Annotated in this window: 23 protein-coding genes and 1 pseudogene; 3 read left to right on the forward strand and 21 right to left on the reverse strand. The window is 60.7% G+C overall.

The genetic code is table 11. The annotated features are described in order from the left end of the window. Positions 1-133: 133 nt before the first annotated feature. From LDO41_RS30485 to LDO41_RS30495, 3 genes are all read right to left on the reverse strand, one after another. Entirely contained in the window at positions 134-1,567 is a 1,434-nt protein-coding gene (locus LDO41_RS30485) for a metallophosphoesterase family protein (RefSeq protein ID WP_223995185.1), read from the reverse strand. Between the two features lie 95 nt (positions 1,568-1,662). Beyond that, positions 1,663-2,937, reverse strand: coding sequence for a recombination directionality factor (locus tag LDO41_RS30490; protein ID WP_455423748.1), 1,275 nt, complete (start codon positions 2,935-2,937; stop codon positions 1,663-1,665). Continuing rightward, on the reverse strand, positions 2,886-3,194 hold the full coding sequence (locus LDO41_RS30495; protein ID WP_223995078.1) for a DUF7696 family protein: 309 nt from the start codon (positions 3,192-3,194) through the stop codon (positions 2,886-2,888). Before LDO41_RS30495 ends, LDO41_RS30490 begins: the two co-directional genes overlap by 52 nt. Before the next feature lie 825 nt (positions 3,195-4,019). Between LDO41_RS30495 and LDO41_RS30500 the strand changes: the two genes are divergently transcribed. Both LDO41_RS30500 and LDO41_RS30505 read left to right on the forward strand, forming a co-directional pair. Further along, entirely contained in the window at positions 4,020-4,490 is a 471-nt protein-coding gene (locus LDO41_RS30500; RefSeq protein ID WP_223995080.1) for a hypothetical protein, read from the forward strand. 671 nt (positions 4,491-5,161) lie between these two features. Beyond that, a complete protein-coding gene (locus tag LDO41_RS30505; protein ID WP_223995082.1) occupies positions 5,162-5,554 on the forward strand; it encodes a bactofilin family protein in 393 nt (130 codons plus the stop codon). Positions 5,555-5,653: 99 nt separating this feature from the next. Here LDO41_RS30505 and LDO41_RS30510 read toward each other — a convergent pair whose 3' ends face one another. Further along, a complete protein-coding gene (locus LDO41_RS30510; RefSeq protein WP_223995084.1) occupies positions 5,654-6,190 on the reverse strand; it encodes a hypothetical protein in 537 nt (178 codons plus the stop codon). Between the two features lie 126 nt (positions 6,191-6,316). Next, positions 6,317-7,286 (reverse strand): annotated as a pseudogene (locus tag LDO41_RS30515) (DUF932 domain-containing protein). Between LDO41_RS30515 and LDO41_RS30520 the strand changes: the two are divergent. Then, positions 7,285-7,422: a hypothetical protein gene (locus LDO41_RS30520; protein ID WP_223995086.1), complete on the forward strand. Its 138-nt coding sequence runs from the start codon at positions 7,285-7,287 to the stop codon at positions 7,420-7,422. The pseudogene LDO41_RS30515 and the gene LDO41_RS30520 sit on opposite strands and share 2 nt — an antisense overlap. 106 nt (positions 7,423-7,528) lie before the next feature. On the opposite strand, the gene LDO41_RS30525 is transcribed toward LDO41_RS30520, so the two are convergent. From LDO41_RS30525 to LDO41_RS30600, 16 genes are all read right to left on the reverse strand, one after another. Beyond that, entirely contained in the window at positions 7,529-7,933 is a 405-nt protein-coding gene (locus LDO41_RS30525; RefSeq protein ID WP_223995088.1) for a DUF4313 domain-containing protein, read from the reverse strand. 1,479 nt (positions 7,934-9,412) lie between these two features. Beyond that, positions 9,413-9,883 carry a hypothetical protein gene (locus LDO41_RS30530; RefSeq protein ID WP_223995090.1) on the reverse strand — a complete coding sequence of 157 codons (471 nt, stop codon included), beginning with the start codon at positions 9,881-9,883 and terminating at the stop codon, positions 9,413-9,415. A gap of 12 nt (positions 9,884-9,895) precedes the next feature. Then, positions 9,896-10,279, reverse strand: a complete 384-nt coding sequence (locus LDO41_RS30535; protein WP_223995092.1) for a hypothetical protein — start codon at positions 10,277-10,279, stop codon at positions 9,896-9,898. A 177-nt stretch (positions 10,280-10,456) separates the two neighbouring features. Beyond that, positions 10,457-10,852 (reverse strand): hypothetical protein, encoded by a 396-nt coding sequence (locus LDO41_RS30540; RefSeq protein WP_223995094.1) that lies wholly within the window; start codon positions 10,850-10,852, stop codon positions 10,457-10,459. A gap of 87 nt (positions 10,853-10,939) precedes the next feature. Then, positions 10,940-11,413, reverse strand: coding sequence for an outer membrane lipoprotein (locus LDO41_RS30545; protein WP_223995096.1), 474 nt, complete (start codon positions 11,411-11,413; stop codon positions 10,940-10,942). Between the two features lie 255 nt (positions 11,414-11,668). Next, the gene (locus LDO41_RS30550; protein ID WP_223995098.1) at positions 11,669-12,007 is read right to left on the reverse strand and encodes a DUF3085 domain-containing protein; all 339 of its coding nucleotides are present in this window, start codon (positions 12,005-12,007) and stop codon (positions 11,669-11,671) included. A 78-nt stretch (positions 12,008-12,085) separates the two neighbouring features. Further along, the gene (locus LDO41_RS30555) at positions 12,086-12,808 is read right to left on the reverse strand and encodes a hypothetical protein (RefSeq protein WP_223995099.1); all 723 of its coding nucleotides are present in this window, start codon (positions 12,806-12,808) and stop codon (positions 12,086-12,088) included. Between the two features lie 194 nt (positions 12,809-13,002). Continuing rightward, positions 13,003-13,803: a PRTRC system ThiF family protein gene (locus LDO41_RS30560; RefSeq protein ID WP_223995100.1), complete on the reverse strand. Its 801-nt coding sequence runs from the start codon at positions 13,801-13,803 to the stop codon at positions 13,003-13,005. Further along, complete coding sequence (locus LDO41_RS30565) at positions 13,800-14,441, reverse strand: PRTRC system protein A (RefSeq protein ID WP_223995187.1); 642 nt, start codon at positions 14,439-14,441, stop codon at positions 13,800-13,802. Before LDO41_RS30565 ends, LDO41_RS30560 begins: the two co-directional genes overlap by 4 nt. A 2-nt stretch (positions 14,442-14,443) precedes the next feature. Then, a complete protein-coding gene (locus tag LDO41_RS30570; protein WP_223995101.1) occupies positions 14,444-15,166 on the reverse strand; it encodes a PRTRC system protein B in 723 nt (240 codons plus the stop codon). 8 nt (positions 15,167-15,174) lie between these two features. After that, a complete protein-coding gene (locus LDO41_RS30575) occupies positions 15,175-16,149 on the reverse strand; it encodes a PRTRC system protein F (RefSeq protein WP_253074815.1) in 975 nt (324 codons plus the stop codon). A gap of 41 nt (positions 16,150-16,190) precedes the next feature. After that, the gene (locus tag LDO41_RS30580) at positions 16,191-16,406 is read right to left on the reverse strand and encodes a hypothetical protein (RefSeq protein WP_223995102.1); all 216 of its coding nucleotides are present in this window, start codon (positions 16,404-16,406) and stop codon (positions 16,191-16,193) included. Continuing rightward, positions 16,393-16,620: a PRTRC system protein C gene (locus tag LDO41_RS30585; protein ID WP_223995103.1), complete on the reverse strand. Its 228-nt coding sequence runs from the start codon at positions 16,618-16,620 to the stop codon at positions 16,393-16,395. The genes LDO41_RS30580 and LDO41_RS30585 overlap by 14 nt, the downstream gene beginning before the upstream one ends. Before the next feature lie 10 nt (positions 16,621-16,630). Then, complete coding sequence (locus LDO41_RS30590; RefSeq protein ID WP_223995104.1) at positions 16,631-17,083, reverse strand: PRTRC system protein E; 453 nt, start codon at positions 17,081-17,083, stop codon at positions 16,631-16,633. A gap of 74 nt (positions 17,084-17,157) precedes the next feature. Continuing rightward, on the reverse strand, positions 17,158-18,843 hold the full coding sequence (locus tag LDO41_RS30595; RefSeq protein WP_223995106.1) for a PRTRC system ParB family protein: 1,686 nt from the start codon (positions 18,841-18,843) through the stop codon (positions 17,158-17,160). A 99-nt stretch (positions 18,844-18,942) separates the two neighbouring features. Next, the gene (locus LDO41_RS30600; RefSeq protein ID WP_253074816.1) at positions 18,943-19,203 is read right to left on the reverse strand and encodes a M30 family zinc metallopeptidase; all 261 of its coding nucleotides are present in this window, start codon (positions 19,201-19,203) and stop codon (positions 18,943-18,945) included. Positions 19,204-19,304 lie beyond the last annotated feature (101 nt).

Raw genomic sequence — 19,304 nt, forward strand, 5'->3', positions numbered from 1 at the left:
TCTGGGTAAGAGAAGGAAAGGGATGCTGTGGGGTCGATGCGCCTGCGGCGCGGGTAAAGCCAGATAAACCAGATTTCGACAGCCTCGCAGGCTGTCGGAACATGGCTTTCATGTTCGAGTGGTTGGCGTATCGCTACGCAAAAAGGTCATCGGTCAGCCAATCGGCCGCTAGCACTGCGCTGTCCGTTGCCGGGATCGCAAGATCCTCTGGACCGTCATCGTCCAGCTTCATGTCGGTCAGCGTCGCCATGACGGGCGTCGTGGTCTGGATCGATACAGCAACGTCGGAGGCTTCGATCTCCTTCCGCACTGATTGCGCTGACAAGCCGGCAAGCACCTGATCGACGATCGACTGCGCATCGAGCGTCATGAGCATCGACAGGCTGTCCATCAGCGGATCTGCCTCCACACCCGTCAACTCACACCAGCGGCCGAGCTTCTCGGGCAATGTGGCGGCCCGGCTGATGCCTTCTGCCCGGCTCCGAACGGCTGGTAGCACGCGCGCCTCGAGCTTGACCTCGGCACTGGCACTGAACAGCGCCTGAATGGCGTCCCGATCGACCAACTGGCGATGCTCTTCGTTGACCGTCCAGCGCACGCGAACGAACCTGTCGGCAGCGTCGGCAGCGACCCCCGCGAGCTTCGCCATGTCGGGGGGGCCGTCGAAGTCCACGCATACCGTCTCGCGCGCCGGCGTCCGCACCTGTGTCGCCGTGGTCTGCCCGACACTGATCTGCCATTGCAGATAGCCTTTCGCGCCGATCTCGCCGTAGTGGAAGCGACCAATCGAGCCCGGATACGCCACCACCCTGCACTCACGCTCCCATTGCTGGGCACGATGAATGTGGCCGAGCATGAACGCATCGCACTCAGCATCGAACAGTGCACCGATTGTGAACTCGTGATCGAAGCCTGCCATGGGAACGCCGTGCTCGGTCTGGCAGCCGTTGACAGTGCCATGCGAGACGCCGATCGTTCGCACGCCCTGTGCGCGCCATTGACGATTCACGGCGCCGGCGGCAGCAAGATAGTTAGCCAGGTGGTCGCCCACCGCCGTGGCGGCACTGGCGATACCTGCCGCCGCCGCGAGGACTGCCTTGTTGACGGTTGGCACACAGGTGAATACGACCTCCGGCATGCCATGCTGCGCATGAAGGGCATCGATCTCCGCAGGCGCAAAGACCGGACCGTCAGACGGCACAAATTGCCCCGCGCAGAGCGCAACCTGATGGATGCGATCGGCGACGTACACCGGGTGGCGCGAACCGATCAGCCGGAACAGATCCAGCGTGCCGGGCGGCTCATGGCTGAAGGTGCCCTGCAGCATGAGCACTGGCATGTAAGCCGTCAGTTGGTGGATACGGCGGGCCAGCGCCGACAGTGCAGGCGTGTGGGCATCGAGCCGATGATCGGTCGAGTCGCCAGACACCACACCGACGTGACAACCGGACGCGATAGCGTTCTCAAGGGCAAATCCAAAACAACGGTCGGCCTCGACCAGATTGCCGGGTGAATAGTGCAGATCCGAGAAATGGCCCACGAGCAGGCTCTCGCCTTCTTTGAGCATGATGTACCTCCAAGGAAATGTGCCAGCATTGCGGCAGGAAATGAAAAGGGAAGCCACGTGGCTTCCCCCGAAATGCCGGCACGAAGCGGGCGGACTTACATTGAGACGTCTGCCGCGATCACGGCGATCTGTTGGTGAAACGCGAGCGGGTCGGCCAGTGCGGTGCGCATCTCCTCGAGCAGCTTGCGAACGTCGTGGTCGCGCTTGGACCAGCCGCTGCCAAACGCGACCGCAGCGTAGACACGCAGCTGATTCCGACCTTCCTCGGCGGCGAGGCCGAGACGGGCCACGAGATCCTCGAACTGGCTCTCGATATCGTCACCGTCGGAGGTGTCCGCGAGCGGTCGCTCTGGCGACCCTTCAATGACGCGTTCAGGCTGGACCGTATCGGCATCGGGGGCCACAGGTCCCTCAAGTACCGCAACAGCCTGCGTAGCGAGCTCGAGCGCTGGGGCGGCCCGATCGGACCCATCGAGCAGCGCACCGATATCGATCTCCGCATCCAGCATGATGAGCCACTGCATCTGGCGCAGCGGCTTGCCGCTCTCATCTATCCGACTGATCTCGACCTCCTGCTTCGACATCCAGAACTTGACGCCCACCAGCTTGCCGCGTGCCATCCACACGGTCTGCATGGCGGCGTGCGCCTTCTGCAAAACGTAAATCGAGGTCGTGGGCATCTCGATGAGGCCAAGGCCCGGGGCGTGCGGCACGGCAAAGTAGAAGCTGGCGGAGAGGTTGCAACCACCGCCCTGATACTGGGGGCAGTGCTGCGGGTCGCAAAGGCCGTCGGGTATGTCGTCGTCCTGGCGCAGGATCACTGTGCGGCCGCCCCACAGTCGTTTAGCACGTGTGGCACGTGCATCGCGCTCGGGTGGCGCATACATCTTGCAGTAGCGCCGGCCATCGCTGCCGTACTCGGAGAAGTACTGCCTCCCGCTCTGGGTCCATGCGACGAGCTGGTTAGGCATATTGCTCAGCCAGTCGTCAAACGCGAAGATCACCGGAAAACGCCACAAGCGGAATCCGTGGCCGTCGCCACGGTCTTCGCCATAGCGCTGAACAATGTCTTCGGCGACTGCCGCATTCGCAAAGTCCGAACCGCGGCACGTGAACCACGGAACGTTCTTGGGAACCAGCGCAGTCCTGATGCCAGTGGCGCGCTGAATCTCGGTCCCGATTTGCTCGAACGACTTGCCCTGCGCGAGCAGCGCGTCGTGGAGGGCTACGGCTTTAGGACTCTCGCGCGCGGCCTTGGTCAGCACCTTGATGCCAGGACGGATCTTGCCAATGATGGGCGGCCGCATGGGCCGCTCTTCTAGGAGGCTTCGGCGTTCGCCGGGCTCGCTGTAGGTGATGGGTGCATGCATACGTTCCTTTTCCTTTCCACTAGGAATTGAACGACGCTCGCGCGGATGGACGCAGCATGCTCCCGAAGGCGCAGGGCTGTGTCGGCCCCGCGCTGGGTCGTTACGCGATTGAGGAAGTCCGCTTGCGCGGCTTCCGAGAGACAGGCGACATGAGACGCCTCACAAAGTGTTCGCCAGGCTTGCGGCATGTCCTTGTATTGCGGACGGCGCAGGTCCAGCGTTGCCGCGATCGCGGCGGTAATCTCGTTCTGGTGCATGAGCATCTCCTCAGGAAGGGAAGATCGAGGTCTCTCACCAGACAGAAACAAAAAAAGCCCGCTCCGGATTGCGCCGGCAGCGAGCTTGTCGATTCAGATACCAGCAACGCCACGCCCCTTCCGGGGGCGTGGCATTGTGGGAGCGGCGCACTGATGCGCGCTGCTCTATGTTGAGGACGTAAAGTCGCCCTCGTGCAGCACGGTCACGCTGCACAACAACCCTTTTCGCGAACCCACAGGTTCGGCCGCAGGTTCACGGATCGGCTCGACGTCTGCCGTTCTGCCTAGGAGGGGCCTTTGAGAGAGATCCACATGGTCCCAGGCTCGAACAGTGTCCCGCATGCACTCACGAAGAGGCACAGCGAAGACGCGTATTACGAGCTGATGAGGGGAAGTGTTCGGCGAAAACACTTAGCACAAGGAATATCCACACTGGTAGCCAACCAGTCGGTGCGTGCGCAGATGCACGACTTGATGCAGAGAATGGACTCGCAAGGAGTCAGGTCGATGCGTCAGTGACGCGGGGTATGGAAAGGATTGTGGCAGATTCTCGCCGGAGAAAAAGTCAGAAAGCTCAGCAATTTCGTATAGCTTTCACCGCCCGATGGTGAGCTTTTGTGTCGGACAATTTCCTGCGAGAGAGTTCTACATACGTACGGAAAAATGGCCGAATCATGTGATCCCCACTTTCGGGGGACGGAGCCTGACGTTCAGTCGCAGTCGCCTGAACCTTACAGCAGCCTCCAGGAAAGCAGCATCTCCCTGCAAACCCCTTCTCCAGACAGCGGGCCCAAGCCGATCCGGCGACTGCTCAGCCAGGACCGTGTGTCCAGAATCGTTCCGCACACGGACAGCGGCACGGTGCTCACCTACTGTTCCGACTTCGTGCGCAATTTCCTGCGCAGCGACTACAACTTCATCGCGTCCAAGATGAGCGTCGCGACAAAGGGCAAGACCCTCGCGCTGGACAATCGCTTTCGCGACGCCAATACGTGGATGGACGAGAAGCTTGCGTGGTCCCGTAGCTTCCGGCGCCGCAGCATGAGTCTGCGCTACGACAAGCGCGAGGTTGTCGTCACCAACTCCCTGGCCGGCCGGCTGATCCGCCTGCTGAACCAGCACGATCAATTGTTCGCGAACGTCCTTGGCGCCTACATGGCCGGCAACATCGATGCCGCGCAGAAGGACGATGCGCTTCTCGGGGCGGGTCGCCACATCCGCGCGATTCACCGCCTCTGCATCCCCGACAACGACCGATTCTCCCGCGACGGCAAGCTGCTCGAAGTGAACCGCTGATCCTTCTCATTCAGAGGACTTTGATGGATATCCAAGAAATCGCTCGCCTGCACGCGCGATACGCCGAGCCACCGCTTACGATCGACATGCCCAGCCGCGGCCATGGCACGCCGATGCTCGAGCAACCGCAGGAAGCTGCGGCTAGCACGAACACAACAACGATGTGGGGTCGGCTTCCCGAATGGCAGCGCTTGGTCGTCGTCATGCTTCTGGTTACAGCGGTCGCATTCCCCATTGGCAGGTGGGCCGCGTCTGGTGGCAAGCGTGACGCACAAACGGCGGTGACCAAGGGCCCAGCCGGGGAAGGTACATCGGGTACTCCTACCGAGGGCGGGAGCCCCCAAGCCGAGGAATGGCCCCCGAAAGCATCTGTGACTATCCCCGAGCGCGATGCCATCGAACCTCAGCGCGCCGCGGTCCCCGCGCAACAGATTGCCGGTGTCGCAAGCACAGCGCCTGCACCACCTGTCGCGCAGACGCCAGCTTCCAGCGCCGACGCGGCCGCCCCCAGGGTAAAGGCTCCGACAAAGACTCCCACTGTGTCCCCCCAAGCGCCCACAAGAACAACGCCAACATCCAATTTCCAGACCCACGCCACGCCAACGCAGCAGACACCGCAGGCGCCACACGCAAGCGAGCAGCGTCGTAACGAGATAAAGCTTTTCTGAACCATGTCCACAGCAAACTTCAGCCTTATCTCAGCAGGCCTCAGCATCCATGGGGACGTTGTCGCGGATCACGGCATCAGTTGCCTCGGGCTGGTAGGCGGCGACCTGCGATCGTCACAGGGCCTCGTTCATGTCGGGACTGAGGGTCTGATTCGCGGTACCGTCGAGGGCGATCACCTTCTCCTCGACGGTACTGTCGAGGGCGATGTCATCGCACGCGTCTCCCTTCACATCAATGGCAAGGTCAAAGGCCGCATCGCCTATGCCGGCACCATTCGCCTTGGACCCAATGCAGCGCTCGAAGGGACGATCTCCCGCGTCGCCGGCATCGGATACGAAGCACCGGTTACGCCAGGCCGCGCCGTCGAGGCACAGCCCGAACCCACAAACGCATAAGCATGCTCATCCTATTTCCGCAGTAAGCTCCCCTAAAACAGTACTGTTTCCGGCGACGGACAACAAAAAACCCGACGAGCGATTCGTCGGGTTTTTTGTTCAGGGCAGAGTTTGGGGCTTCATGCTAACAATCTCCTCCACGGTGAATAGCTTTGGAATCATGATCCACGGGCCTCTACGACCCTCATCGTCGATAAACGCAACGACGGGCAAACGTCCGTCAATACGACATTCGAAAGTCCGCGTCCCACGCACCGTATCAAAAATCACATAGCGCGCGCCGTGGTGGATGACGAAGCTGTGGCCGTCCTGCCAGATGCGCAGCCCGGACTGGGATACGGCCGCGGGCATCGCTATCCGAAGAAGCCAGTCTTCAAACCCGAGCCCGGTGCCACCCCGTCGCGTCTCCGCGCGCCATTCATCGACTCTGTGACGCAGCCCCTGCCGCGGCAGATCCGCGATGACGACATCCAGCGGATCGGCGTCCGTGCGAGCCTTAGCTGCGCCGCGTCCTCGCCAGAGCAACTGCTGCACCTCCCGGCGCACCGTTGGAGACAGTGCATATACACAGAGCACCAGTGCGATTTCGCAAACGATGGCAGTCTGACCAAGTACGTCTTCGATAGGGATTTGCATAGCGCGACCAAAAAAGAGGCCCCGGACCTAGCCGGGGCCTTCGCCCGAAACGACCACTTCAACACCATTCAACGGCACTTTCAGTGGTCACTTAAGACTTGGTGAAGCACGCATCCCGGTTTTCGCTCATCCGATTAGCTCGAGCGCGGCATCCCAAGCCTTCTGCTTGAGTGCGGCGCCCGCGCCGAACCATGCTGAGTTCAACCGGTTTCCCGGGTTGCGGGCGCGCTGCTGGTGGTCGACGTACTCCGTGACGCTGTTCACAAGGCCCCATGCGGTGCCGGCAGCCGATTGCAGGGTCGCGCCGCGCCCGTTTCCCTCAAACAGACTCAGGACGGCCTTCACGCCGCGGTCGTTCACCTTCACGGAGCCCTCCGCTCCCGGCCTCGTCCACGAGTAGGTGAACAGACGCTGGAAGAAGCGTTCAGACTCGGTGTGGCTGACCTTGCGCTCGGCCAGCTCGTGCATGCGAACCATAAAGCCATCCCACGAAGAAATGGTGACGCCCAGTTCGTCCTTGACCGCCTGAGGATCAAACTCACTGCGGTGCGGTACCTTCACCGCACCGCGGTTGCGGCCGAGCGCGATCTGCAGGGTGTTGTTGCAGACCACCCGCACCGACGTGAACTGGGCCGTGGTGGCGAGCGTCCCGTCGCAGGCGGTTGCCAGCAACAGGTAGCCGCGCACTTCGTCGCCGCCGGCGAGCGTGGTCGACTGGCCCGTGCGCGCGAGCGCCCAGAGTTTGCGGCCGCCCTTCAGCACACCAGCCGTTTCCAGTTGAAAGCCACCGACCTCGGTGAGGTCACGATAGAACTCGAGCACCTGCGAGGGCTGGACGACCTGATAGCGCTGCGACACCGTCGAGAGGGGCGCCAGCGTAATCCGAGCGATACAGCACCTTCTGCTCGGAGAAGGCTTTCACGGCGTCCAACTCGTGCGCGCCGGTGCGAAACATGACGTCGGTCTCCTCGATACGCCAGTTCATGCCGGCGGCTTCGGCCCAAACGTCGAGCGGCTGGAAAGCTTGCAGGCGGTTGCCTAGGCCGTGCCAGGGTGTTGCACCAGCGTAGGCCATGGTTTGAACGAGATGGGACATGGAACTGCTCCTTGAAATGGAATGGCTCGCGTACGACGGGGTCATTGCTTATCGCTGGATGACGCCGGTCGCGGGACAGATGGGGAGGGAGTGGAAACGCAATGAATTGCAATGCTCGTGCTGGTGTGAGACGTAGCGATGGGATTGCAGAGACAGAGCACGCCCTTTCGGGGCGTGCTCCGAAAGGGTTGGAAGAAAATGGCGACTCAGGCAGCCACTCAGGCAACGACTCATGCAGCGACTCAGGCAGCGACTGCAGCGCGCCGCTTCGACTTGCTGCGGCTGCCCACGATTCGCACGGCCGCGATCTGACTGAGCAGCACGGGATCAGCAATGCGCCAGATCTCGCCACGACCGTGGCCGACCTGGTTCCAGCGTCCTGCCTGCGCGAACTTGCCAGTCTCGAGCAATGCAGCCTTCAGCTCGCCCGGCAGATTCCAGTCCGCAGCGACGAAGATTTCGTCATCAGCGAGCTCGATGTCCGACAGGTTCACTGACAGCGCGCCATAAGGCATGCCGTCATCCGCGCAGACGAGCGAGATTGCCGCGCGCAGATTGCTTTCATACACGGTGGCACACAGCTTCACGCCGGCGGGATAGCTGGCCAAGCCAATGGCATAGACATGAACGTCCATCAGGGGACTCATCAGGGGACTCCTTTGATAGGGGAATCGCCCTGACGGGACGACGCCCCGTGTGGGTATATGGAAAAAGTTGATCGCGCCCACGGGGGGGCGCGACAGTGAGGAACTGGATAAGGCGAAGGAACGAATCGACGGACACAGCAGTGCGTCGCTGATCAGATGCGCCGATCAGATGTACCGATAGGCTCGCCTCGAGGGCATCACGAAAGCCGGCGGCGGTTGACGTTCGTATGACGGGGACGATAGCGAGGGATACCGCCTACGCGGTTGGGGCAGCGTGCTGAAGCCTTCCACTACGGTGCCCAGTAGCTCGATCCTGATGGAGATGGAGGCGTACGTAGCGTCTTCAGACAAGACCTCCTCCAACATCCTGATCTCGAGAAGGTCGCAGATTGCGATATTCCAGAGCCAGTCCCGCACAATGTCTCGCCAATGAGGGTTCTCAGCCGGGTTGCAGCGCGGGAAAAAGTAGATGCATTTCTCCTCGCGGTACGTTTGCCCGACGTAGACACCATCGTCATTGGCGACCCGGAAGTCGCGTAGACCTCGCTGCTTGCAAAAGAGAACCAAAGTTTCGGCTTGCTCGCGGGAGAGGAAAATTCGATGCATGCATGTGCTCCACATTGAAAGTCACGGAGCACGCCCGTCGGGCATGCCCCGATGGGTAAGTGAGAAGACCAGGTTGCGCACGATGCGCGTGTTGATGAGCTAGCCAGAACCGGAGGCTCCAGCTAGGAGCGTTTCCTGTGAACCTTCTTCCGATTCTTAGAAGGCCGAGGCCGGCGCGGGGGAATGCCCATGCCACGCCGAGGGAGCTGACACATGCCGTCGACCACCGTGCCTAACTGCTCAATCGCGACACGGACGAATGGATATGGGGGATCTTCCTCCAGAGCCTCTTCGAAATGCTCAACATCCACCTCGTCACAGATCTCCATGTCCCAAAGCCGATCCCGCACTAGCTCTCGCCATAACGGGTCTTCGACGGGATCGCAGCCAGGGAAGTAAAACAAGCATTGGTCCTGGCCAAAGGTTTGGCCTACGTAGACGCCGTGATCGTTTGCGACGCGCACGGTAGTTTGGCCGTGCTTCTTGCAGAAGGCGACGAGCTCCTCCGCCTGTGCGCGACTGAGAAAAATTCGATGCATTCAGATGCTCCATGAGAATGTGTAACGGAGCACCCCACCGGGAGGCGCCCCGGCGGTCGGAATGGATCTGTAACTCAGGCGGTCATGCTGAGCGCGGGCGCCGCGTCCAACAGGTTGACGCCTGCTTGAGTCAGAAAAGAAAAAACGCATCCCGAGGGATGCGTCCAAGCGGTGAGCCGACGGATCGGCTCCTGAGAAGAATTTGGCTGAGAAGGGGCTGGTCAACCCTCCCGGTCTAGGTCCCTGAGTTGCTCTTCGCGCTCTGCATTGCGCTGAACCCAAAGAAAGAAGGCGGCAATGCCCAATCCAAATACCAGAACAAATGGACCAAACATCACTTATCTCCTTTCAAAAACGTTGCGCCTGTGACCAATAATACCGCAGCCAAGACGGCTAGGCATGCACAGTTAAGGACGACGGTAATCGACCAGGTCGACCGACCAGCAGCATATCCGACAAGGCCTACCACTGCCGCCGCAGACAATGTATGACAGTACCGGCCATAAGCCTGCGACTGGTCTGTGTTCGGATCGCGGAACGATTCTGCAACACGTTTGGTCCACGGGTCGCTGATCGCGTGCTTCTTGTCCAACTGATAGCTCGGGCCCGCGATATGGATCATAGGCGCCGCCTTGCCCTTGTACTGCGCGACGAGGACATAACCTTCGCCTGCGTCGGCAGCAGTCGAAACGCGCAATGCCATGCGCTTGGGCAACTCCACGATGTCGTTCTTGAGCAAGGTCGCGAAGCCAGTCGTCTCCTCTCCTGAAGTCGAGGTGAAGGTGACCTTAATGAGTTGGCTCATGCAACGCTCCGGTCAACCGCGCCGTCCTGCCACTACGCGCAGCGTAGAAACAAGATCGGCATAGTCAGGACCACTCGCCAGCGACGCCAAGCACACAGCATTGTCGCGGCCGCCCGTCAAATCATCGCGGCCACGGCAGGTTCGGTACGACATGCACACGCCGCCCCCTGTGTCGGTGGGATGGCGAATCTCAATCAGCAACGACTCCGTGTGCAAAGCGAACACGGTCACATCGCGGCGACGCTGGCGGTGCTCGCGGATGGTGAAATCACGCGGGCGCAATGCCATGTCGCCTGCAAAACGGCGCAGCAGGCGGCAGGCATCCTGACGGATGACCTCGCATACGGCAGGGTTGATCGGCGTATGCCGATGGGTAAAGGATTTGGGGAGTTTCATGGGATGTCCTGAGTTAGAACGGGACACCCCCTCCCTGCGGGACGAGTGTCCCAGCTGGGTTGGTCCGGACAATGCCGGACAGGGTCGATGCGTCGTTGACGCGAGTGAAAGCGGATGAAAGCAGCTTGCCGAAGCCTCTGGGCTTGGGCAAACCCTCTCGGGCTTGCATTTGCTAAGTCAAGTGACATCCAGCATCTTGGAGATCGCACGGAGGACGTCCCAACCGTACTGCCGGGTCAGGGTTTTGCAGACCAAGAGCTTTTGCACAGTTGCCTTGCGGCTGACTGACTCACCGATGTAGAAGATGTGATCGACATAAATGATCCAGCCTTCTGACCACCCTCGGTAGAGGGAAATAGCCAGGCGATCGCTTGCACCTGGCCAACCGCGATCCGGCCTCGGACCGTACATGGCTTCGTTGTCGTCGCCCAGCGAGTTGGCAGTGCTGATCCATTCAGGTTCCAGCTCGGTACCCCGGAGGGCATCCTCGATCTGATGGAGGACTTCCGCAATCGACTTGTCCTCGGTCAGGACGGGGGAAAAACTGATCTGAGCGTCTGCAACGGATGGCATGGAATGCTCCGGTAGGCGCAAGAGGTCCCGCACGGGAACCCCGTGCGGGAGATTGAAAGAAGTTGGGGTCGCCTGTGGAGACGGCCTTTAGCGAGTCAGGCGATAGCCGCTGCCGGACGACACGAGGTAGAGCTGCTGCCCGGTGACGAACTGCTGATCTGCATCCTGCGTGACAGTGATCTGGGTGCCATTCTCCTTGCGGACAATGACTTCCACGCCTGCACGCCTGTTGAGTTGCGATGCGACGCCTTGTGCCAGCACCGCGGATACAGTGCCGGACATCGCCCCCGCGACGTAGCGGCCGTTCCCGCCGCCAATCACACGCGCACCGAGCACCCCACCCACCAGCGCACCAACAATGGCAGGAACGCCGCTGTTGGCCGACGAGTAGCCGTCACTGTCCACGATCGTTACCTGACGCAGACGAACCACGGTCACGACTTCTGCGGAGCCCGTGCGAAGCGCTTCCGAACTGCGGTAGCTGTTCGGAGACGTCTGCTGAGCAGCGCAGCCGGTAAAAATGATGGAAGCAAGAAGAAGCGAAGCGAACCGCTTGAACATGATGGCCTCTGGGAAAATTGGGGGCCAACATGCCTACGGGCAGGAAGGCCCGTAGGTGGGAGAAGATAAAGCTGTCCGGCTATACAACCGGAAGGATCGATGCGTCGGAGACGCGGAAGGTGCTGAAATATTATCAGCGCCCTCGCCCTACGGCAACCGCTGAGGCTCGGAGAATAGCGCGTTGCGAGACTGGGAAATGCACGCCCTAGATACGCAAGGCCAGCCGGCCCATACACTTGGCTTCAGGACAAGGCCTCATGCCAGGAAGTCCATACGAATCGATCGAGACGTCAGTGTGATGCGAACCTTTGCGGCCACGGGTTCCTCCAGCGCCTTTCGCAAGTCAGACACCTCCAGATACTCACCGACATCATCGCCACCGAAGATGCGATCGGCGTTCTCCGAGAAGTCCGCGTCCTTCGCGGGATCACAACCCTTGAAGTAGAAAACACATCGCTTGTCGGGTGTATCACCCGTGCTGTAGCCAACATAAGCGCCGTGATCCTTGGCGATATAGAACGTCGCCGAGTTGGCAGCGTCACAGAAGGCGACCAGCGATGCAACCTGCGTGCAGGAAAGGGTGATTTGCGGCATGAGAGAAGCACTCCTTTGAGTTGACGGAGCACTCCCCTGCGGGACATGCCCCGCAGGGGTTGAGAAAAGTAGTTAAGGTCAGACCTGGCCCACTTCGCGGGCCAACTGGTCGAGCATCGCTTCGACAATGCGCTCACGCCGGGTCTGACGAGACAAGGTGTTAAATGCACCGTCGGCAGCGAGGTGTACGAGCGCATCCACGATGCCGATCCATTCCTCGACCTGCACCGCGGTACGTACGACGTTGGGAACGACAGGCGCCTTGCTTGCGATGCAAAGTACCGCGTCGAAGGGCGTCAGATCCAGCGCATGCTGAAGCTCCATACGCTGTTCGATGTAGCCGGAGAGCAGGAAGGAACAGAATGCGCCAAGTGCAACGCTGGCATCGTCCGCCAGCGTCTGGATCCACGCCAGCGCGGCAGGACGGACATTCACATGCAGGGATTCGCTATGCGCCGCCGGTACGCGGTCGTCTTGCGCAAGCTGCCAGCCCCACCCCGGGCCGATAGCATAAAGATCCACCAGCTTGCCGTTCCAAATGTGGGGCTCGGCTTCGAAGCAGGCCACCTGGTCTTGCTCCACGTGGATGAAGGCATCGCGGCTTGAGTCGAACGACAGCCCCGGGATGGCCTCGCACAACTGTAGGGCGTCGCTGCGCGTGAACATGGGATAGCTCAGCGGGTGCCACGGCTTACCGTTCGAGTACGCGATGGCGACCAGTCCTTTACGCAACCGGGGGCCTGTCACGAAGATGCGACGAAACGCCGAAGAGGTGTGCGATGGAACCGAGGAAATGCTCACGAAGTGCTCCAGGAAGATGGATGGAGCACTCCGTCAGGGCAGGTGCCCCAACGGGATGAAAAGAGGTGTGGCGACAGCCACGAGTCGATGCGCCTAGAGCGCGAGGTGTGCCGGCATCTTAGCAGCCAGGCATACGCCACCGCAACGGCCCCATAAAAGAAGAAAGCCATTCCCGACGAATCGGGAATGGCTGATCAAATGGACTGGCACGGGCGCCTGACGCGGGCTTTGGGAACGATCGGCTTGTAGCCGAAACGCGCCCACGTCGCAGGATCGACGAGCAGCGGGCTTGTTCTTCCTGTTGAAAGGTTAACGAATGCACCGCAGTACTGCAGCGTACCGGTGCGAAACAGGGTCCATAGGAGGTTGTACGCCTGCACCGCGATCGCCATATTGATGACCAGCGACTGCTTTTGCAGCGCATCTGCCATCGAACACGACGGCGCGGTATCGACCTTGTCCTTCTTCGGGTCTAGCAGTTGCGGATACAGGTCACCAACGTGCGGTAACCGTGGGACTCGCCTGCGCGATACCTGCCCAAGAATGACTTGACCGGCGTGAGCCTCGTTACCGCAGTCGAGGTAATAGCCACCCGTGCCGCGTCTCATCGCGCCAACGATTGCCTTGCGGGCAGCCCGCGTATCGACGCAACCAATCACCATGTCGCAGGCAAAGCGATCGCCCTCCCCGATCCGACGCGTTCGCGCTTCCCAGCGCGTCCCCATGAGATTGTTCAAACGATTGACGATCAACGGGGCCTTGTACTGCCCGACGTCCACCGGATAAAAGCCCTGACGACCCACATTCGTTTTGCTGACTATATCGTCGTCGAAGACCGTACAGTGGATACCACCCGGATGGCCGAGCTCAATCATGGCGTGATGCAGACGCGCGAGGCTTGGCAGCAATGCACTGCCGGTGCCGCCGGCGCCGACCACAAGGACTTCCCAGGCGCGGGCGGTCATTTCCGCAGGGATGCGATGCTCGAAGGTCATGCCTGCTCCTCCAGACAAGTTGCGTCATACCACTGCGCCGGAATCGTCTCCACTTTCTCGAAAATCCCCTTCGCGCAAAGCCGCAGCGCCATCGACAACGTCGCGCTGCCACAGTGACCGACCACGAATGCGAACTTCACATCGTACCGGTCATCAGCATCGTCCTTGCTCGAGAAGCCTGCGCCGTAGCGTCCATGCGAGTGGCAGTCGACGACTAGCACTTCGCCGTCGGCAAGCCGCGGACGATCGTAGTTGAGATGACTGCTGCTCTGCTCGAGGATACGCACCGGGATCAGCCTGAAAGACGCGGAAGCGGCGTTCCAGACGATCCAAGCCCCCGTTTCCACCGGATGCGCGCTACGCGCCATTGCGGCGAACTCTCCGATCAGCTGCGCCGGAACGCGCCCGCATCGCAGCTCCGTGGCCTCCGTCGCGTCCCCGTAGGGAAGCGCCGTCGAATGCTGGAACGCGCCCATGCGCCGGACCACGCGCAACCAGGGTCGCACGATCTCGAGGAACACGCCATTTGCCGCGATGAGCAAACGCTCGCCTGCCATTTCCAGTGGGGCCAGCGCACTGAAGCGCGGCACCATGACCGTGGGAAAGGACTGCTGTAGTGCCAGGTCAGCAGGATGCATCATTACTTCTCCAGTTTGCCGGCGATCAAGTCGGCCAGCGTGCAATTCATGGGAAGAAGGACCTCCTTCGGATAGTCGGTAAAGCGACCATCGAGCATGTCCTTCCAGAAAGCAAAAGCACCGCGCTCGTAGTTCAGCCGCTTGCTGCCGTGATTCGGATGGGTAAATGCCGAGTTGAAGAACCCGGCCTCCCAGCCAGCAATGGACGAAACATCGATCTGTTTGGGAACGCGGGCGCTCCCAATGCACACTGCTCCGAAGTCCCATGTGTTGAAGTACGGCGGCTCATGCAGGACGTCCCCAGGCTCTGGCCTCTCATCGCCATGCAAAGCGAAGACGCTAAAGCCGTCGCTCGATGCCTGAAAGACGAGGCCGGGATGCGGTACCACAGCGTTGCGCTCGCCCAGCTCCTTGCATGCGAAGAACACGCGGCGGTGGCACGGCGGGCACCACCACGTCACCGCGGTCGCGGTGATGGAAAGGACGTTTGGCGTCAGAAACTCGCCCTTGGGGAGCGAGGCCTCGGCAACCTGTCGCACCACCTCAATCAACGCTCGCCGATTCAGGGGTGTTCCGGCGCCGATGACAGGGCGGTCATCCGCGCCGACTTCGATACGGTGCGCCGTGGCGTAGCTGAACTCGCCGGCGCCGACGCCATAAAGCAATATGGCCCCTTGCAGGGCCACGTCTTGCGGTTGTTTGCCGCCAGAAAGAATCTTGCCCATAGGGCCTCCTATCGAAATAGCTCAGCGAGTGCGCGATCCAGTAGCGTGATGAGCGAAAGTGTCTGGTCCATCAGCGCATACTGCTTGCGGATGGCTGCCGGTGTGTCAGCAAGGGGAATGAAGCATTGGAAATCGGTGTAGCCGCCTTCGTTGCAGCACTGGAAGTGGGCGTCAATGAGATCACCGACGTAGTCACCCGCCTGATAGGCGATCGATGCACCCACATAGGCGGGCTCCGCCCATTGCGAACCGTGCAAGAGCGAAGCGTCTCCCATGCGCCGTAGAGCGAGCTGGAGATCCGCGAGGGCGTAGCAAAAATCCCGCCGCCAACCCTTTGCGGTTTCGCCGAGCGATCGGACCGCTCGCGGCCCGAGTACGCTCAGCCTCAGCGACTTGTCTGCACGCATCCATTGCGGAAGCAGATCATCGGGCGCGAGTTGTGGTCGCACGACCGATGGCAGATAGCGCTGAATATCCTCGTCATCCTCGGAGTATCGTTCCTTCAGCGCTTCCCTCGCGCCCTTGTCGTCGAGAATCTCGCCGTCCCAGTACCACCGGGATAACATGTTCAGGAACTCGTCGGGGGTACGCATGTGCAACGAGCGAGCGGAAGCTTCTGTGATACCTGTCATTGCCGTATACAGCAGCGACGGGTGCAGCCGACGTAGCGCGTTTGCACGCTGCTCGCCAATCACGTGCAGATTGTCATTCTCCAGCTCGATCGCCAGATACAAGGGCGAGATGACATCGGTGTGCCAGCCAAACTCGCAAACCTCGTGCTCGGCGAACGCGCGATCCACCAAACGAAGATTGAAAGAAAGGATCTTCGTGCTTGGGAACCGACGAGTCACCCAGGCCGTGAAAGCCTGTGCGAACGCCTCGATCGCGCTTTTGGGGTTCGATACGTCGGCGGCAGAGAGCGCGTTGATGCGGAAATGCTGACGCACCAGTTCACTCAGATCCTCGGCTTGAGCCGCGCGCACTTGGCCCCTCATGGGGACCGAGTGTGGGATTGACGGAATCGTCAGAAAATCATGGGCAGATCGACGTCGGGCAACGGGATGCTGTTGCGCAGACGACCATGCGGGTCGTTCTGCAGTGAACGATTGAACAACCGACTGAGGATCGAACAGCATTCTTGAGTCTCGTCTGAGTGTAAAAAAGCCGCCCTTTCGGGCGGCTCCGCGGTGGATTCGAACTGGCCGGTAGCCAGCGCTTTCATAAGGTCAGTTTTGCGCATGCCACACGCCCTTGGCGCCGGCGGCGCGAACGAAGGTGAAGCGAGCGAGGTTGTCGGAAACGTCCGGACCTTCCACAGCAGCAGTAGTGAGTTCGGGGTACTGGGCCGAATAGATATCGCGGACCTGGACTGGCGTGAAAGCAGGACCGGGGTCCATGAACGTCATGCCGTTGTAAGAAAACTGACGGAGCAGCTTGATGACTTCGAGCGCCATGGCGGTCTCCTTACAAGAGCGATGCGAGGTCGGTACCCGAGGACGCCGGCGCGTTCGGCGCGGCGCCAGACTCGGTCTGCGCTTCGGCGTTCGAAGGGGCGTCGCCTCCCATATCGTTGCCCGCGTCGGCGTCATCGTTCGACGCCGACGGCAACGCCGCCTTGGCCAGCGCCTTCGTCGCCTTGGACGACTGCGTGGTCTTGGCCGCGTCGAGGATCGACTTCGTTGCCTCGGCCTGCTCTGCGAGCGAGCAATGCGATGCAGTGACACCCGCAACGGTGGCCGCGAACTCCGCATCCAGTTCCGCCGGCGTGGCCGACAACGCCAGGGGCGTGGTCAGCGCAGCATCTGCGGCATTCTTGATGACAGGAAGCACGACAGCGGACATGGTGTCGCCCTGCATCGTGAGCGTGATGACGACTTTGTCACTCGCGCGCACGAGCGGTACCAATTCAGTGAACATGGTGAATCCTTTTGGGGAAATGGAATGACAGAGGGCGCCATCGGCGCCCTCTGATAGACAATGAATGATTGCGTTCAGAAGCCCAGAACCTTGGGCACCTTGCCGGTGTAATCGAAGCCATCGACCGCCAAAAGACCGGCGACCACTTCAGGCTTCGACTTGTTGAACAGCTTGGCAAAACCATCGCCAAGCGTCTTGCGAATGCCCAGTTCGTCCGCCAGTACCTTCATCTCGGACTTGGTGAGCATCTCCAGGAAGTCCTGCGACTTCTGCAGGTTCCAGTGCAGCTTGAGATCGAGCTTGTGATGGCGGCACAGCTCACGGAGGTTCGACACCTCCATGCCGTCGATCGCCGCTACGGTGAGCGCGATGGTCAGCAGCTGGCGCTTGCCCGCATCGATCCCCTGCACTGCCGTCAGGCAGCCTTGCAACGTCGTGGACGCCTTTTGCTCCGTTACCTTCTCGAAGATCTTGCCCATCTTGTCCCCATCGATGTTGCGCGCGAGACCATTCAGGGCAATCGAGATCAGATACGCATTGGCCTGCTCGGCGTTCTGCGCGACTTCCTTGCGCAGCGCCTTGCGCCAGAGATCGGTCCGGTAGTTCTTGACCTTCTCCGACTCGCTGATTGACGTAACGGCCTTCTCAGCAGGTGCCGAGGCCCTGTCGCCGCCCTTGGCGGGCGCAGACTTGCCAGCGCCAGCTGCGCTTGCAGGAGGCTTCTCCTCGGCCGCTTTCGCGTCACGGTCAGCCTTGAGGCGTATGGCAACCTTTTCCGCATTGCAGGCGGTATCGAAGCACTGGCCACTGTAGACCTTGCCTAGGTACCCCGGAAGACCACTAACGGCAGCGCCGAAGTTCTGGCAACCGTGACAGGCTTTCGCCTGTTCCTCGCCCACACCGGTGGGACCGTCAACCTGCAATTGAATGCGGGTCTCGTTGTCGCCGGGGCGAATGATGCGGACGACCTGATACTCGTCCTTGAGCCCGTAGGCGATGCCTTCGAGCTTGCGGTCGGACTTCTCGATGTAGCAGGCGCGATTGGTGCAGTTCCCCGTCGCGATCGCCTCACCAAACATCTCCGTCTGCAGCGAGGAATTGTGCTGGCAGGTTGCGCACTGCGCCTTGTCGAAGATGGCCTTCTCGAGACTGCACGCGGCGGCTTCAATAGTCTTCTTCAACTCGACAATCGATTTTTTCTCATCGATGATCACGGGCAGGAACTTGTCCTGCTTTTCCTTCTCGAGCGTGGCAAGCAGTTCTGCATGACCGAGTTGGATTTTCTGGTGTGTGAGTGCTTCTCGCACGAGCGGGCTGCAGTTCATCAGCGCAAGCCGCTTATCGAGAGTGCTTCGTGACCAGCCAGCGACGCGCGCCGCTTCGTCACGATCGCCTTTTGCTCGGCCGACGAGGTTGGAAGCCCAGACGGCTTCATCCGCCGGCGGCATATCAGCACGTTGGACGTTCTCGACGCCCGCAAGCGTGTCCGCCGTATCGTCATCGATGTCCTTGATGAAGATAGGCATCTCATAGTCCCGGCCATGTTCCTCATACGCGGCGAGATAACGGCCCTCGCCTGCGACTTCCTCGAACTCGTACTCGCCATCAGGCTCGATGGGGCGCACGAGAATCGGTTGGATGACGCCGTGGCGTTTGACGGAAGCACGGAGTTCCGCGAACTCCGCTGGGTTGCGATAAGTACGCGGATTGGCGCGACGACGAATCTTGCGCAGCGGAGCGGTGGTATTGGTTTGTTGCATTTGTGGGTTCTCCGAGACGGAAAAGGGGAACCCGTTGCCGCACCGGGAACGTGGTTCCCGATGGGGTGGAGGATTGAACTACCAGGCAATGCCGGTGGGTCAATGTAGTGCAGAAGCTGGCACCTTGCGGTGCAGGGTCGATGCGTCTGAGACGCAGTAGCTACAGAGAGAATACCCAATTACAACGTTGCGAGCAAGATACGCGCACGCGCGGCCGCGAATGTCACGAATGGCGTTGTAGGTCGAATCGGTCGACTGGCTCGCGAAATCCTCCATCATCATAGCGGCGCCCTCTTCCAACCAGGTGTCGGAGGCATACGTGAGTCCCTTCACCACGGCACGGCGGTAAAAGCTCTGCATGCGCATGCCTTCCTAAGCCATGGTCAGGAGCATCGATGTCATGCCGGACGAACCTCACCGTAAGCCGCACAGGGTCGAGCCGTGTCGCACCGGACTTCGCC

It is taken from the genome of Cupriavidus pampae (genome assembly GCF_914271485.1).
Taxonomy (GTDB): Bacteria; Pseudomonadota; Gammaproteobacteria; order Burkholderiales; family Burkholderiaceae; genus Cupriavidus; species Cupriavidus pampae.